Source organism: Faucicola mancuniensis (genome assembly GCF_046523945.1).
Classification (GTDB): Bacteria; Pseudomonadota; Gammaproteobacteria; order Pseudomonadales; family Moraxellaceae; genus Faucicola; species Faucicola mancuniensis.
Genome location: NZ_CP171363.1, coordinates 1901708 through 1917065, shown reverse-complemented (window position 1 = coordinate 1917065; position 15358 = coordinate 1901708). Strand labels below are relative to the sequence as shown.

Annotated in this window: 14 protein-coding genes, 1 tRNA gene and 1 pseudogene; 7 read left to right on the top strand and 9 right to left on the bottom strand. The window is 40.5% G+C overall.

Annotation, left to right across the window (positions count from 1 at the left end; translation table 11 throughout):
* Window positions 1-5: 5 nt before the first annotated feature.
* A complete protein-coding gene (hemE, locus tag ACGTJS_RS09475) occupies window positions 6-1082 on the bottom strand; it encodes a uroporphyrinogen decarboxylase (protein ID WP_315041359.1) in 1077 nt (358 codons plus the stop codon).
* An 80-nt stretch (window positions 1083-1162) separates the two neighbouring features.
* A complete protein-coding gene (gene proB / locus ACGTJS_RS09470) occupies window positions 1163-2305 on the bottom strand; it encodes a glutamate 5-kinase (RefSeq protein ID WP_315041407.1) in 1143 nt (380 codons plus the stop codon).
* Between the two features lie 418 nt (window positions 2306-2723).
* Here proB and ACGTJS_RS09465 point away from each other — a divergent pair, with 418 nt between their 5' ends.
* The 3 genes from ACGTJS_RS09465 to ACGTJS_RS09455 are packed head-to-tail and all read left to right on the top strand — an operon-like array spanning window position 2724 to window position 5266.
* On the top strand, window positions 2724-3602 hold the full coding sequence (locus ACGTJS_RS09465; protein WP_315041357.1) for a DegV family protein: 879 nt from the start codon (window positions 2724-2726) through the stop codon (window positions 3600-3602).
* A gap of 15 nt (window positions 3603-3617) precedes the next feature.
* Entirely contained in the window at window positions 3618-4772 is a 1155-nt protein-coding gene (locus tag ACGTJS_RS09460) for an AAA family ATPase (RefSeq protein WP_315041355.1), read from the top strand.
* A gap of 35 nt (window positions 4773-4807) precedes the next feature.
* Entirely contained in the window at window positions 4808-5266 is a 459-nt protein-coding gene (locus ACGTJS_RS09455) for a DIP1984 family protein (RefSeq protein ID WP_410471872.1), read from the top strand.
* A gap of 216 nt (window positions 5267-5482) precedes the next feature.
* On the opposite strand, the gene ACGTJS_RS09450 is transcribed toward ACGTJS_RS09455, so the two are convergent.
* On the bottom strand, window positions 5483-6703 hold the full coding sequence (locus tag ACGTJS_RS09450; RefSeq protein ID WP_410471871.1) for an MFS transporter: 1221 nt from the start codon (window positions 6701-6703) through the stop codon (window positions 5483-5485).
* Between the two features lie 203 nt (window positions 6704-6906).
* Between ACGTJS_RS09450 and ACGTJS_RS09445 the strand changes: the two genes are divergently transcribed.
* From ACGTJS_RS09445 to ACGTJS_RS09435, 3 genes are all read left to right on the top strand, one after another.
* On the top strand, window positions 6907-7746 hold the full coding sequence (locus tag ACGTJS_RS09445) for an NYN domain-containing protein (protein ID WP_410471870.1): 840 nt from the start codon (window positions 6907-6909) through the stop codon (window positions 7744-7746).
* Window positions 7747-7786: 40 nt separating this feature from the next.
* Window positions 7787-8152 (top strand): ribosome silencing factor, encoded by a 366-nt coding sequence (rsfS, locus tag ACGTJS_RS09440; RefSeq protein WP_315041349.1) that lies wholly within the window; start codon window positions 7787-7789, stop codon window positions 8150-8152.
* A gap of 74 nt (window positions 8153-8226) precedes the next feature.
* Window positions 8227-9102, top strand: coding sequence for a WG repeat-containing protein (locus ACGTJS_RS09435; RefSeq protein ID WP_410471869.1), 876 nt, complete (start codon window positions 8227-8229; stop codon window positions 9100-9102).
* Between the two features lie 110 nt (window positions 9103-9212).
* Here ACGTJS_RS09435 and ACGTJS_RS09430 read toward each other — a convergent pair.
* The 6 genes and pseudogenes from ACGTJS_RS09430 to ACGTJS_RS09405 all read right to left on the bottom strand — a co-directional run.
* Window positions 9213-9288: transfer RNA gene (locus tag ACGTJS_RS09430), tRNA-Lys, on the bottom strand.
* Between the two features lie 67 nt (window positions 9289-9355).
* On the bottom strand, window positions 9356-11137 hold the full coding sequence (locus ACGTJS_RS09425) for an FTR1 family protein (protein ID WP_315043657.1): 1782 nt from the start codon (window positions 11135-11137) through the stop codon (window positions 9356-9358).
* Between the two features lie 11 nt (window positions 11138-11148).
* Window positions 11149-11400, bottom strand: coding sequence for a hypothetical protein (locus ACGTJS_RS09420; protein ID WP_410471868.1), 252 nt, complete (start codon window positions 11398-11400; stop codon window positions 11149-11151).
* 162 nt (window positions 11401-11562) lie between these two features.
* Window positions 11563-12870: an iron uptake transporter deferrochelatase/peroxidase subunit gene (gene efeB, locus ACGTJS_RS09415; protein WP_315043654.1), complete on the bottom strand. Its 1308-nt coding sequence runs from the start codon at window positions 12868-12870 to the stop codon at window positions 11563-11565.
* Between the two features lie 128 nt (window positions 12871-12998).
* On the bottom strand, window positions 12999-13904 hold the full coding sequence (gene efeO / locus ACGTJS_RS09410) for an iron uptake system protein EfeO (protein ID WP_315043652.1): 906 nt from the start codon (window positions 13902-13904) through the stop codon (window positions 12999-13001).
* Window positions 13905-14060: 156 nt separating this feature from the next.
* Window positions 14061-14276 (bottom strand): annotated as a pseudogene (locus tag ACGTJS_RS09405) (phosphate ABC transporter ATP-binding protein); the annotation flags it as partial.
* Window positions 14277-14352: 76 nt separating this feature from the next.
* Here ACGTJS_RS09405 and ACGTJS_RS09400 point away from each other — a divergent pair.
* On the top strand, window positions 14353-15294 hold the full coding sequence (locus ACGTJS_RS09400) for an IS4 family transposase (protein WP_410471867.1): 942 nt from the start codon (window positions 14353-14355) through the stop codon (window positions 15292-15294).
* The last annotated feature ends 64 nt before the right edge of the window (window positions 15295-15358 follow it).

Here is a 15358-nt window from a genome sequence, read left to right as displayed (position 1 = left end):
CCCTGTTATAGTTGAAACTCATGCACCGCATCAATAAAGGCTTTGGCGTGGTCTGGGTTCACCCATTGCTGAATGCCATGCCCAAGATTTGCCACATAGCCTGTTTTATCGCCCAAAGCGTACGCATCACTTAACATTAAATGCGTGTGTTTGCGAATGTCGCCAGGGCTTGCGTACAAGGTTGCAGGGTCAAGATTACCTTGCAAGGCGACTTGTTTTTGGTTGTCTTTTAGCACTTGGCGAGCGGTTTGCAAAGACATCGTCCAATCTAGCCCAAGCATATCTGCTCCATTTTGTGCCTGTACATCAAGCCACAAACCACCGCCTTTAGTAAACACCACCACAGGCACGTTTGGATATTTGGCTTTGACACCTGCAACCACTTTTTTATTATAATTGCTTGAAAATTCGACAAATTGACGATGAGCCAACGCCCCACCCCAACTGTCAAACACTTGCACCAAGTCCGCCCCTGCTTCAATTTGAGCGATTAAATAATCAATCACCGCATCGGCAAGTTTATCCAACAGCAAATGCAAGGTTTGTGGGTCGCTGTACATCATGGCTTTGGTGTGGCGAAATTCTTTGGAACTTCCACCTTCCACCATATAAGTGGCAAGCGTCCACGCACTGCCGGAAAAGCCAAATAACGGGGCTTGCCCACCCAATGCATGACGAATGCTCGTTACCGCTTTCATGACATAATCAAGCTCGGTTGCCATGTTTACCTTTGGCAAGGCTTGCACATCGGCAAGCGTTCGCACGGTTTTTTTGAATTTTGGACCTTCGCCTGTTTCAAAATACAAGCCCAAGCCCAGTGCATCTGGCACAGTCAAAATATCGCTAAACAAAATGGCGGCATCTAGGTCAAATCGGCGAAACGGCTGTAGGGTAACTTCAGTGGCTCGGTCGGTGTCTTTGCATAGGCTCAAAAAATCGCCTGCTTCGGCTCGTGTTGCCTTGTATTCTGGTAGGTAACGCCCTGCTTGTCGCATCATCCACACAGGCGTGGTATCCACAGGTTCAAAGCGAATAGCTTTGAGTAATCGGTCGTTTTTTAGGGTTGGGAAGTTTTGGGTCATGGTTAAACTCTTTTATTTTTATCAATTAATTGGGCGTATTATAAAGAAAAATTGTTGTAAAAGCTATGATAAGAAAACCATCACAACACCGCCATATAATCCCTATGCAAAATCACCTGTTCCGCTTTTTCGCCTAGAATATGGGCGACTTCATGGCTGTGTTTTTTGGCAATTTGTTTGGCAATGCTTGATGAAAAACTCACCTGCCCCACCGCCACACGCACGCCAGTTTTATCCAGGCATTCCACCACATCGCCTTCATCAAAATCGCCCTGCACTTCCACCACGCCAACAGGGAGCAGACTTTTGTTGTTTTTGACAATCGCATCAACTGCCCCATCATCAAGGATTAACCGCCCTGCCATGCGAATATGAGCGGCAAGCCATTGTTTTTTGGCGATTTTTTTATCTTCATCATTAGTCGTCAAAAGCGTTCCTAACGGCTCGCCTGCCACCACCCGAGTGATGACATCATCAAAATTACCATTGACAATAACAGTCGGACAGCCACCCATTGCCGACAGGCGTGCCGCACGGATTTTGGTGAGCATACCGCCACGCCCAAGTTTTCCGCCATCACCTGCAATGTCAAAGAGATAATCCGCCATTGCTCGCTCAGACTTGATAAGCGTTGCGTCAGGATTAGTGCGTGGATTGTCGGTAAATACGCCATCTTGGTCGGTCAAAATGACGTACAAATCGGCTTGCACCATGCTTGCCACCATCGCCCCAAGACTGTCATTATCGCCAAATTTTATCTCGTCCACGCTCACCGTGTCATTTTCGTTAATCACAGGCAACACTCGCCAGTCCAAAAGCTGTTGTAAGGTGTTGGCGGTGTTCAGATAACGTTTGCGATTTGCCAAATCATCATGGGTTAAGAGAAGTTGAGATGTTTGCACGCCATAAACAATGCACGCTTGCCACCATGTTTCAATCAAACCCATCTGCCCCACAGACGCACAGGCTTGCAAGGCTTCTAGCTTTTTTGGGCGTTCATCAAGGTTCATGCGTACCACACCTTCGGCAACTGCTCCAGACGACACCAGTAGCATTTTATGCCCTTGATTTTGCAATTTGGCGATTTGTTTTGCCCATTCATAAATGGCGGTGCGGTCAAGCCCACGTCCATTGTTAGTTAAAAGTGATGAGCCGATTTTGACGACAATGGTTTTTTGTTTGACTGGCTGTTTTTGCATTGACATGACTAAAATCCTATACATTTTTATAGTTTTAGAACCTGTATTCACAACGTTTTTGCAATGAAAAATGCAATAAATCGCCAGCTTTTCAAGGAAAAAACGCAGTTTGATAGTTATTCTATCAAACAAGTTTTTGACATCGAGCCGCAAGATTTAGCCATTTTTCATGCAAAAGCAAATAAATATTTATTAAAAACCTGTAAAAGTTTACTGTGCAATGTTGTGAATACAAGTTCTTAAACAACCCACCATTTTAACAATTATCTAACCAATGATAAACCTTTATTTGTCCGATAAAGAAAAATCATCAGTCATAAAATATCTATAAAATATATTGCATAGTGTTATGATTTTGGCTAAACTACAGAACTTGTTGTATTCTTTGATTTTTTTACATTTTTATGTGGTTGATTTTTTATTCTTTAAGGAGTAGTACACGATGAAACACGCTATTATCAGCACATCTTCTTCAGGTTTGGCAAATTTAAAATTTTCGCATCATATGCACATTTTGCCCATGCACGTAAAAATTAACAATGTGGATTTTTTGGACAGCAAAAATATCAATCCCACTAAACTTACCCAAATCATGCAAACATCGCCCAACTCCTTGGCAAAAACTTCGCCACCTTCGGAAGCTGAAATTATGCAAATGTTTGAAAGTCTATATAATGAAGGTTATCAAAGTTTGTTTGTTTGCACATTGTCATCAAAATTTAGCGAAACTTATAACATGGTACAAGCCTGCCGTAAGCGTTTTGATGGTAAAATGAATATTTTTGTTTATGATACATTAAATCTGAACTTAACCGAAGCCACCATGAGTTATGAAGCGGACAGTTGGTTCAAGCAAGAAAAAAGTTTTGCCGAAATCACTCGCAGATTGGACTATATCCGAGACCACAGCTCATTTTTATTTACCTTAAGCGACTTAACTTATATTACCAAAGCTGGTAAACTGTCCGCACCTGCCAGTTTTTTTGCCAATTTATTTGACATTAAGCCGATTATGGAAATTGATAAAAAAGGTTTTATCGTTGCCAAAGAAAAAGTGCGAAAACTGGACAATACCTTGCGTAGAATGGCGGAAATCACTTTAGAAACCGCAGGCAATGATGCTTATATTTATTTATCTGACGGTGGGCATGACTTTTTAACAACCTATTATGCCCGATTATTATACCGTGAATATGGCTTAAAAGATTTGCCTGTATTTCCTGTGTCCACCATTTCCCTTGCCAATCATGGCTACAAGTGCATTGGCATTGGTTCATTTTATGGTGATTTGCCAGAAATCGTGCAACGCCTAAAAACTTAAACCTTTAGGAAATTTATGAAAATTTTACAATCAAAATATTATACCCCACGCAAAATTTTGACATCAGATGGCAACAATTCGCCCTATCCGATTGAATTAGTTGATGATGTCAAACGCTATAACAGCAAATACAACCCCTTTGAATCCTTGCTTGACGATTTGTTTCCTGGGATTTATGTTGGCGATGCCGAAATGGTGATTTTAAAGGAAAAATTAAAAGACTTTGAACGTTGTACCGACTTTAACACCGTTGCCTATTCACAAAAAAACAATCGGCTTTACGAACGTGAAGCCTGTTTTTTTCACCCAAAATATGAGATTTTTTTATTAACCAGTGAAGATTTATCCAATGACTATGACGAATATATTTTTGAATCAGGCTTGTTAAAAGTCGTCAGCGTCTATTACGAATCCACCAATCCAAAATCGCCAGACAACGTACGTCATGTTTTTGATGAATATTTGCAAAAATATGTGTCAAGCGAAGCCAAAGTGTCTATTTTGTTAAAAGAAACGCACGGTTTTACCTTTAAAACCCACCGTATCAAGCCGCACCCCATCAACATTGAAACCATGTACGATGACGAATTTGCCAACGTCCATCAACATATCAAAGACAGCTTAACCAACGAACACAAAGGCGTGGTACTACTACACGGTGTGGCAGGCTCTGGCAAAACCAACTACATCAAATGGCTCACCAGCCAAGTGCCAAACAAAAAATTTGTCTTTGTGCCGACCAATATGATTGCGTATTTAACCAATCCAGAATTTATGTCGTTATTGGTGGACAACAAAAATTCGGTACTGGTGCTAGAAGACTGCGAAAACTACATCGCCGAACGCACCATTGACAACGCCAACACCGATGTGGTATCGTCTATTTTAAATATTGCAGACGGTATGTTATCTGATGTGTTAGAATGTCAATTTATCTGTACCTTTAATTCAGATATTTCCAAAATTGACAGTGCGTTGTTGCGTAAAGGTCGCTTGATTGCCGAACATAAGTTTAAAGAATTATCGGTGGAAAAATCCAATGCTTATCTAAAATCTATTGATAAAGATATTATTGTAGATAAACCACATTCTTTAGCTGAACTTACCAATATGGATAACGTGGCGTTTAAAGAAAAAGAAGCCGAAAAAGTAAAATTTGGGTTTATGTAAATAAAATTTAAAAAAACATTAAAAAAGGATAAACAATGAAACTTGCCGAAGCCTTACTACTAAGAGCCGATTTACAAAAAAAACTTGCCAGTTTAAAACAACGCATTGGCGAAAACGTCAAAGTCCAAGATGGCGATGAACCAAGCGAAAATCCCACAGAACTGTTAATCCAATCCAGCCAAATCATTGGCGAATTATATGCGTTGATTGGGCGTATTCACCGCACCAATGCGGTGGTAGTTTTGGACAATGGCAAAACCATGCTCACCGTATTAAACGAGCGTGACGAGCTTACTGAGCGTCATCGCCTACTACAATCTGCGATTGACAACGCAAAAACCGAAGGCGACCGTTACAGCTTTCGTGAAATTAAATGGCAAAAAGCCGTTGATATTAGCGGTTTGCAAAAACAAGCTGATGATATCTCGGTAAAATTACGCCAAGTGAATGTATATTTGCAATCCGCTAATTGGCAAGTTGATTTGTTAGATTAATTTAACAAAAATAGCCCTTTTTTGAACATACAGGGCGAATATCAGACCTTGTAGGCTCATGTCCACCGAGAGGTTGAAAATAAATCGGAAACATTTACAATTGCTGGTCTGTGAGCAGGGCTATTTTTTACCATTCATGCTCCGCACTTGTTATTTTTTAAACCGCATAACAGCGTTTAGACCTGCACCTTGCACTACCAGATATTGACTGTATGTTCACCCTAATTTTTTGATGGTTTTTACCATACCAAATACCGCAATGGCAAGTGCCAAAATTTGCAAAATCAGCAAAGTCCAAACTGTTGTTTTCCATTTTCCTTGCATATACGCCAGTCCGCACACCCACGCACCGACCGTTCCGCCCAAATAATAAAACATATAATACAGTCCAGACGCAAGCGAACGCCCTTGTTTAACATTGACAGCGATATAAGTGATGGTCGCCGATTGGGTGATAAATACGCCACTGGACATCACCGTCAAGCCAACCACAATCAGCCACAGCGGTGCAGATAGCGTAATTAACACGCCAATCATAGACAAAACAATCGCCACTCGCACCATGCGAGCCGCCCCAAATTGGGCAATCAAATTACTGGCAATCGGTGTTATAACCATACCGATTAGATATACCGAAAAAATGTTTGCCAAGCCTGCACTGCTTAATTGATAAGGTGATTCGGATAAATGCAAATTGATAAAGGTAAAACAGCCGACCAACGAAAATAGCACACAAAAGCCGAGTAAACACGCCGTTACCACATAGCGATTTTTGGCGTGTTGCTTTAATATGGCGATAGATGACGAAAAATTGGGATTGGCAATAAAATTTTTGGATTTTGGCAATTGCCACCACACCAAAGTCGCCCCAATCAAGGTCAATGCCCCCATCACCCAATAGCCCGCTCGCCAGCCAATCCACGGCTCAAAATGCCCCATCAAAAACCGTCCCATAAAACCGCCAAGTACCGTTCCTGACACATAAAAAGACATTAGTTTGGCAACAGTTTTACCACGAAACTCTTCACCCACATACGCAATCAACACCACCGTAATCGCAGGCACAGCAAGCCCTTGCAAAAACCGAAAAAATGTCAAAGTCGTCAAATTTTGGGCAAATCCCAACAACACAGTCGGCACGCCCAACGCCACAAGACCTGCCAAAATCACATTTTTTCGCCCAATCGCATCAGACAACATACCCATAAACGGCGAAATGATGGCAATCGCAAGCACGGTTGCCCCAACGGTCATGCCTGCTTGGGTTTCACTTGCCAAAAAATCTTGCATGATAATCGGTAAAATCGCTTGGATAGAATACACTTGCAAAAACGCAAACGAACCAATCAGCCCGATGGTGAGTTTTAACAAAAAACTGGGATTGTCGCTTGTCTGATGTTGGTTTTGAGGGTTGATGGTTGGTTGATGATTTGACATTTTAACTCTGAAAAATCGCTTTTTGACGTTGTATGAAATAAAAAAATGATTATAAATAAAGGACTTAAAAAAAGCAAATTCACAGATTTTTAACAAATAAACATTCAATAAAACTTAAAAAAATATCAAACTAATATCATGATTTTGTGCTAAAATACACCCATATTTTGCGGTGATTGACCGTTAAAACGACTGGATATTAAATGTTAGCACCCATCAATTTAAATACATTTCACGGTAAAGAAGCACAACTTGCGGTACTGATTGACGCAGACAATGCGTCTGTTACCCATCTTGACAAACTGCTTTCTGAGATTGCAACGCTTGGCAAGGCCAGTGTTCGCCGTGCGTATGGCGATTGGACTCGTCCGCAGTTAAACAGTTGGAAAAACGTACTGCTTAGCCACTCTATTCAGCCGATTCAGCAGTTTAACTACACCACAGGCAAAAATGCCACCGATGCAAGCCTTATCATTGATGCGATGGACTTGCTTTATACAGGGCGATTTGACGGCTTTTGTTTGGTATCATCGGACAGCGATTTTACAAGGCTTGCCCAGCGTATTCGTGAGCAAGGTTTACTCGTGTACGGATTTGGGCGGAGCAACACGCCAAAACCCTTTGTACAAGCCTGCGACCGCTTTACTTATTTGGAATTTTTTGAAGACACAAAAAATGCCGAATCGGTGGATTTTTATGATTCTGCCGATATGTTATTTGGCGGTTCAAACCAAATGAAACCCATTGACGTGGCGGTAACGCTGGTACGTGTGGCGATTGCGAGCATGGCGGACGACCAAGGTTGGGCAAATATCGCCCCTGTTAAAAATTATATTTTAAAAGTTGAACCTGACTTTGATGCAAGGCTATTTAACTTTAACAAATTTAGCGACTTTTTGCGAGCCTATCCCCGTTATTTTGAACTGCAAGAACGTTATCCAAATGATAACAATCATAAAGTAATTTTTGTCAAAAATCGTTCACTTGCCGAAACGGTCAATGCGGAACAAAATCCAAAAACTTCTGATAATTCAGATATTTAACAAATTTTTCTTTTTTATTAACACAATAGGAATTTATATTATGACGATAACTCGTCCTATTTTTGATGATGAACAATTAACAAAATGTTTAGAAACTGTAAATAATGCCCTTGAAGACATGAAAGCCAAAAACATCACCGTACTTGATGTTGCCGAATTAAGCGATATCATGGAACGCATTGTCATTGCCGAAGGCACGTCAAACCGTCATCTAAAAGCCGTTGCCGACAATGTCGCCTTTGAAGCAAAACAAGCAGGGTTTTTGCCAATCGGTGTGGAAGGTCAAGGCACGTCTGATTGGGTGTTGATTGATTTGGGGGCGGTGGTCGTTCATGTAATGATGCCACAGGCTCGTGAATTTTATAATCTGGAAGGCTTGTGGAGACAACAATCACAAACAGCTTAACAATTTGCTTGACAATTGACAAAAATTCGCTTATTTTAAAGCCTTGTTTTTACCAATAATTGTAAGGATATTACATGAAATTTTCCAAAATTTTGTTAAGCAGTATCGTCCTATCAGCCAGTATCGGCTCGGCATTCGCCTGCGAATTAGAAAACGGCTATAACCTGCCAAAAGACATTGAATTTGACTATGATTGCGAATTTGAAGACGGCTTATCTGTAGTATACAAAGACAATGAGGACTCTGAAAAAGTGCGTTATGGCTATGTTGATAAAAAAGGCAAATTGGTCATCCCTACCGTCTATAACGAAGCATATGCCTTTGCCGAAGGTTTTGGCTTGGTCAAAAAAGGCGACAAAACCTATTTTATCAAACCTGATGGCAAAATCGCTTTTGATGTGTCCGACAACGATGAAAATCATGCCTTTAGCGAAGGTTACGCCGTTGCCAAAAAAAATGGAAAATGGGGCTATCTTGCACCGACTGGCAAATTTGCCATTGAGCCACAATACGATGATGCGTTCGGTTTTAGCGAAGGCTTGGCATCAGTCGCCAAAGATGGCAAATACGGCTTTATTGACAAAAATAACAAAACCGTCATTCCATTTGATTATGAAGAAACCGCCAAATGGTTTTATGATGACAAAATCATTCCTGCCAAAAAAAATGGCAAATATGGCATGATTGACACCAAAAACAAAACCATTGTACCGTTTATTTATGACTATGCCGAGTATTTTGAAGGCGATTTGGCAATTGTTGGCAAAATCACAGGTCAGGATGAAAATGATAACGACATTTACAAATACGGCTTTGTCAATAAAAACGGTAAAGTTGTTATTCCATTAAAATATGATGACGCTGATACTTTTGAAGATGGTAAAGCAGAAGTGGCAATTGGCGATGATTATTTTTATATCAACAAGCAAGGCAAAAAAGTTGATGATTGATTTTTGAGTTGCTCTTATCAAAAAAACCGAATGTTGCTAAATTCGGTTTTTTTTGTAAAAGTTTTTTAACATAAAAAAGCCCTTTATTAAAATAAAGGACTTTTTGTGTATGGTGGATCGTCCGCGACTCGAACGCGGGACCAACGGATTAAAAGTCCGCTGCTCTACCAACTGAGCTAACGATCCAATGACGGCATATTATACGGATTTTTTTGAAGTTTGCAAGTGTTTTTTTATTTTTTTACAAATAATTTTACACTAACTTTTCCTGCTTTTTACTCCACACAATCATAGCGACAACGACCAGCAAATACACCACTTGTGCCGAAATCGTCTGCACCGTCGGATAAAAACCCGCCCACTCAATCGCAGGCAAACTTGGAATGACCGTACGGCTTAAATGATTGGTCAATTGCAAGGCGGACAAACTCACGCCCAAAATCTTAAAGCCTAAGAAATAAATAATCCATGTCAAAATCTTGAACAATAGCGGAATCGGCAATTTTACAGACGTTTTTAACATAATAAACGCCACCACCGCAAGCAATGCCAACGCCATGCCAATGCCGAGCAAGAAATTTGCCATACTAATGTTTGGCAAAATACCGACATAAAACAAAATCGTCTCCGCCCCTTCACGAAATACAGACACAAAAGCCAAGCCAAACAGACTGATAAAACTGCCTGTCGTCATCGCCTCGCCCATGTGTTTTTTGATGTAGGCATTCCAGCTTTTCACCGATGATTTGCTATGTAGCCACGCCCCAATGCCTATCATCATCACCACCGCCACGATACCGACTACGCCCTCAAGCATTTCACGGTTCGCCCCTGATGTCATCGCAGGGAATAGCTGTTGCAAGGCAATCGCCCCTGCCACACTCGCAAGCAAGCCTGTCAATACACCCAGATAAACGTATTTTTTGCCACGAGTTTGTTTTGCCACGTTTAATGCCGTGATAAGTGCCATGACAATCAGCAACGCCTCCAAGCCCTCACGCAGTAAAATCAGCATAGAATCAATCGCTGTATATTGAGCGGTTGGGTTGATTTTGGCTAATTCATCAATAATTGTTTGCAAATTTGCTTGTTGTTCAGGCTTGCTCCCTGTCGCCATGATAATCGGAATTTGGCTCTCCACTTTGCTGTACAATTGTGGATTTCTGGTAGAAACATCGCCCTCAATGCTCGTCCACATGGCGATAAATTCACCCAATTTGGCTTGCCCTGTGGCGTTGTCTCCTGTTTTAAAAGCATCCAAGCCGTCTTTTAACAGAGCAATTCCGCCCGCCAAAGTCGCCCCTTCTACCTTTGCCACCGCCACCGTTTCGCCTGTGTTGTAGCTGTCAATCGCCTGTTTTAACGCCACTGATTGCGTTTTTATTTGCTCCACGTTTAACGGCGTGGTTTCAATCGCCACACGTATTAACGCCATTGCCGTTTCAATTTTGCCGTAATGCCCCATGCTTGTGTTACGCACGACACGCTCGTGGGCGAGCCAAGTTTTGTTAAATTCGTTGTAAGCGGTGCGAAGTTCTTCAACATTATTTGGGTTTGCCATTTGCAAAACTTGTTCAAATTTATCATACGCAGGGACGATTTTTTTGGCAAAAACCTTGCGTTTTGCGGTGTAATCCACAGGATTTTGCTCTTTTTCAAAAGCGTACAAATCCGTTGATAAAGCGGACAAATTTTCACTTGTCGGATTGGCTAACGCCGTTTGAAAAGCGGTTTCCACTTGTTTTTTTAACGTGTCATCTTCGCTTGGCTTTAACGTTAATTGTTGATAATCTTGATAAACATTATTTAACAAATTTTTCGATTTTTCGCTGTCGCTTGCTTTTACCGCACCCATTACGTCTGATAAGCCAATAAAAATCGGGCTAAAATTCACCTTTTGCGTGCTGACTGCTTGCGTACTAGCCGTTTGAGCGGTTGCACTTGCGGTATTATTGGTATCGGCAAATGTTGGCAAACTTGCAAACATCGTACCAACAAATAAACCATTGATAATTAAAGATTTTATTTTTTCCATAACTTACTTTCTCATTTTGACATGGCGACTTTTACACCCAAAATCATGACAAGCCCCATAGACGCAAAAAATGTATGCATCAAAACGCCTGTCGCCACGCCAAGCACCGACAAAATACCTGCTTTTTTGCCTTGCGACAAGGTGGTGTTAATGACAAAAACTGTGTCTATAGCGGGCGTTAGGATAAACACGATAGCCGAGCTTAAAAACAGAGCAAATTGGGTAATGCCTAAGTCGGTCAATTGTGAAAATAACGTGAGCATAATTTTTCCTTTTTTATTTTTGGCATTGTTAAAATTAGATATATTTTTAAGGTTTTCCGTTCGCACTGAGCTTGTCGAAGTGTAGGAAAACCGTTATGGTTCGACAAGCTCACCACGAACGGTTTTCTTGATATATATCTCTAATTAACAATACCTTATTTTTTAACTTTCAAATAACTTCTGCCCCAAATATTCGCCTTCTTTCACCCCACCAAAGCACACAAACAAACCACTACCGATATGCGTGGTGTACTCCGTCATTTTATCCACCTTGCCAAAAGCGTTTTGAATCACGCTAAACTGCATGGGCGATTTTTGGAAAGAAATAAACAAAAGACCAGTATTAAACTGCCCTGTTTTTGGGTCAATGCCCGAACTGTACGAAAACGAACGGCGTAAAATCTGCAAGCCTGTACGTTTTGCAAGCCCCATATGCGTGGTTTCAGCAATCACCAAATTGCCTTTTTCATCTTTTTCATGCACATCAAACTCATCAAACTCGCCTTTTTTACCAATACTCGCCCCTGTATCACGATGACGACCAAAGGTGTCCTCTTGCCCTCTTAAAGACGTTCTGTCCCACGTTTCCAAAAACATCTGAATCACACGAACGACCAGATAAGTACCGCCCTCAAGCCAAGGTTGCTGTTTGCTATCCGCCCATAGCCATTTGTCTTGGTCTTCAAGCGTGGATTTGTTCGCTGTGCCGTCTTTAAAACCAAACAAATTTCTAGGCGTTTCACTACCGCTATTATAAGCGTTATAACCCGACTGACTCCATTTCATCGTAATGTTTGAGCGAGCTTGACGTACAAGCTGTCGCACCGCATGAAAAGCGACTTGCGGATCATCGGCACAGGCTTGGATACAAATATCACCACCTGACAACTCTGGACGAATTTGGTCTCGTGGAAAGTTTGGCAAATCGCTAAAATCAGTCGGTTGTTTTTTCTCAAGCCCCAATTTTTTGAAAAAAGACGGACTAACGCCAAATGTCAAAGTCAGACCATACGCTGACAGGCTATCCGCCTCGCCTGTATCCGTTGGCGGAACGTGTGGATTTTTGTCATACTCTTTGATATTTTCGCCTTTCATCAATTTGGCAGAATAATCCGTCCAATCTTTAAACATTTGTTTAACTACTTCTAAATCTTCGGTATGTAAATCCACCACCAAAAAATAAATATGACGTTGAGCAGGGGTCAAAATACCCGACTGGTGTTCATCATAAAATTTGTACTGCAAATCGGCAAAGCAGTTTTTGGTAGAACTGGCGTTATCGCCTGCGTGTTTTGGATTGACATTTGGGCTTGAGTCTTTGGCTGTACCGCCATTTTGATTTTGTGCGGTTGATGAATTGGCAGATTTTTCACAACCTGTTAAACCAATGGTCGCCCCTGCAACACCGATAACACCCATATTTTGTAAAAATTGACGGCGGTTTTTGGTTAAATTGGTAAGATTTGACATGGTTTTCTCCTAGAGAAAATAAATTTAACAAAATTTAAAACAAAAAAAGCATTAACAACAAAAAATTTGTCATTAATGCTTATTTCATTTATTATAAAACCTTAATTAAAATTAAATTTTAATTAACATTACTGCATAACAATACCCATTTGTGCCAATGGTTCACCGAGTTTGTTTACGGCTTCAGCAAGGGCTTTGATTTCTTCTTGGGTCAATTTGTCATAAGGTTTGTAATCTTTTTCACCCACTTTTTGTTTATCAAGTAAAGCATTCACATCGGCGAATTTTTGGGTTAATTCTTTCACCAATTCTGGATTTTTTTCTTGAATTTTTGGTGTTAAAATTTGGAAAATCTTTTCCGCACCTTCAATGTTGGCTTTAAAATCGTAAAGGTCAGTTTTTGAAAAAATCTCTTCTTCGCCTGTGATTTTGGTTGTTGAAACTTCGTTTAACAAGTCCACAGAACCTTGCACCATCAACTCTGGCGTAACGTCAGCGGTTGGGATTTTTGCACGCAACTCTTTAATATCAGCGATTAATTTATCCGCTAACTCTTCTGTGCCTTTGGTGGTGTTTTGCGTCCATAAGATTTTTTCAATGGTGTGAAACCCTGTCCAAACTTCGTCTTTTTCTAGGTCGGCTTCACGGTTGTCAATGCGTGGGTCAAGGTCGCCAAAACTCTCGGCAATCGGCTCACTACGCTCAAAATACATACGTGCGTGTGGGTAAATCGCTTTTGCTTCTTCTAGTTTGCCTTCTTTTAAGAAAGCCACGAATTTTTCAGTATCCACCAGCATTTGGTCAATTTGACCTTCAACAAATGCTTTGTATTCTGCGGTTTCTTTTGACAAGTCTGCTGTACCTGCTGTCGCAGATGCCGAGCTTGCTGTGCTTGATGCAACAGGGGCAGATGCTGGTGCGGTCGCAGGTGTACTTGCAGTTGTATCGGTTGCTGGGGCTTGTTCAGCAGGTTTTTGGCAAGCGGTTAATAAAGCAAACATGCTGATAGCAAAGGCAATTTTGGTTTTTTGCATAATATTTTCCATATTTTTTAAAAAAGTTACAATGATTAACAAAATTTACAAAACTATTATAGTATAAATGATAATTGTTATCAATTCTTTTATAAAAAAATATCAAAAAAATAGGACATAACAAGTATGCCCCCATTTCTTCGCAGTTGATTGCATTTAACCAAATTTGCCTGTAATGTATTCTTCGGTTTCTTTGCATGTCGGATTGGTAAACATTTGGTCGGTTTTGCCCATTTCCATCATTTCGCCTAGATACATATAGACGGTGTAATCGGACACACGGGCTGCCTGTTGCATATTGTGGGTAACGATGGCGATGGTGTAGTCGTTTTTTAAATCGGTAATCAAGTCTTCAATCACCCCTGTAGAAATCTCTGCACACGACAAAAAAACAAAAAAGTCTGATAAAACAATGGCATAATAGTAATTTTTCCGACGAATTAAAACCATGCCAAACCTTATCAGACTAGAAAGAATTTTATCGCAAAACCTAACAATACACAAGGCAAAAATCAACTGCTTAAGTCTAATGATAATAGCCATCATTACCGCCCAAAGCAGTAACCTAAAAAAGATAGCCAGACACTTTACCAACAGCACAACAAATGACAGCAACTACCGAAGAATACAACGCTTTTTCGCCCAAACACCCCTAAATGAACACCAAATAGCACGCCTTATCTTTCAACTATTTGGACTAAACAAAGTCACACTCACCATTGACCGTACCAACTGGAAATGGGGAAAAAGCAACATCAACATCTTCATGTTAGCTGTTGTACACAAAGGCATTGCCATACCCTTATACTGGACAATGCTAGACAAACAAGGCAACTCAAAAACACTAGAGAGAACACAACTCATTGAAAAATTCATTCACACCTTTGGTAAAGATAAAATACAAAAAGTATTAGCCGATAGAGAATTTGTGGGTTCTGCATGGTTCGACTGGCTAACAAAACAAAATATTAAATTTGCCATACGCATTAAAAAAGACAGTAAAGTGACCAATACACAAGGACAAAGCGTACAAATTAAAACACTATTTCATAATTTAAACCAGCAAGATACTTATCACCATGCTAGAACACTCTTTGTTGATAAGTGTCCTGTCAAGGTATCGGCAAAGCTTGATAGTGATAATGATTATGTGATTGTGGCTACCAATGATTTTGATGATATTGACCCTATGGCAACTTATGCGATGCGTTGGCAGATTGAAACGCTGTTTTCTTGTTTAAAGGGGCGTGGTTTTAATCTTGAGGATACGCATTTGACTAAACAAGACAGAGTGAGTAAATTGGTTGCGGTAAATGCGTTAGCCTTTTGTTGGGCTTATTTGACTGGCTTGGCGGTCATTGATGATAAGCCTAGTCATTATAAAACCTGAATTCGACATAAGAAAAAACTAAAAAAAAGAAGCCCAATATGTTAAAGTAAATTCACCACAAACA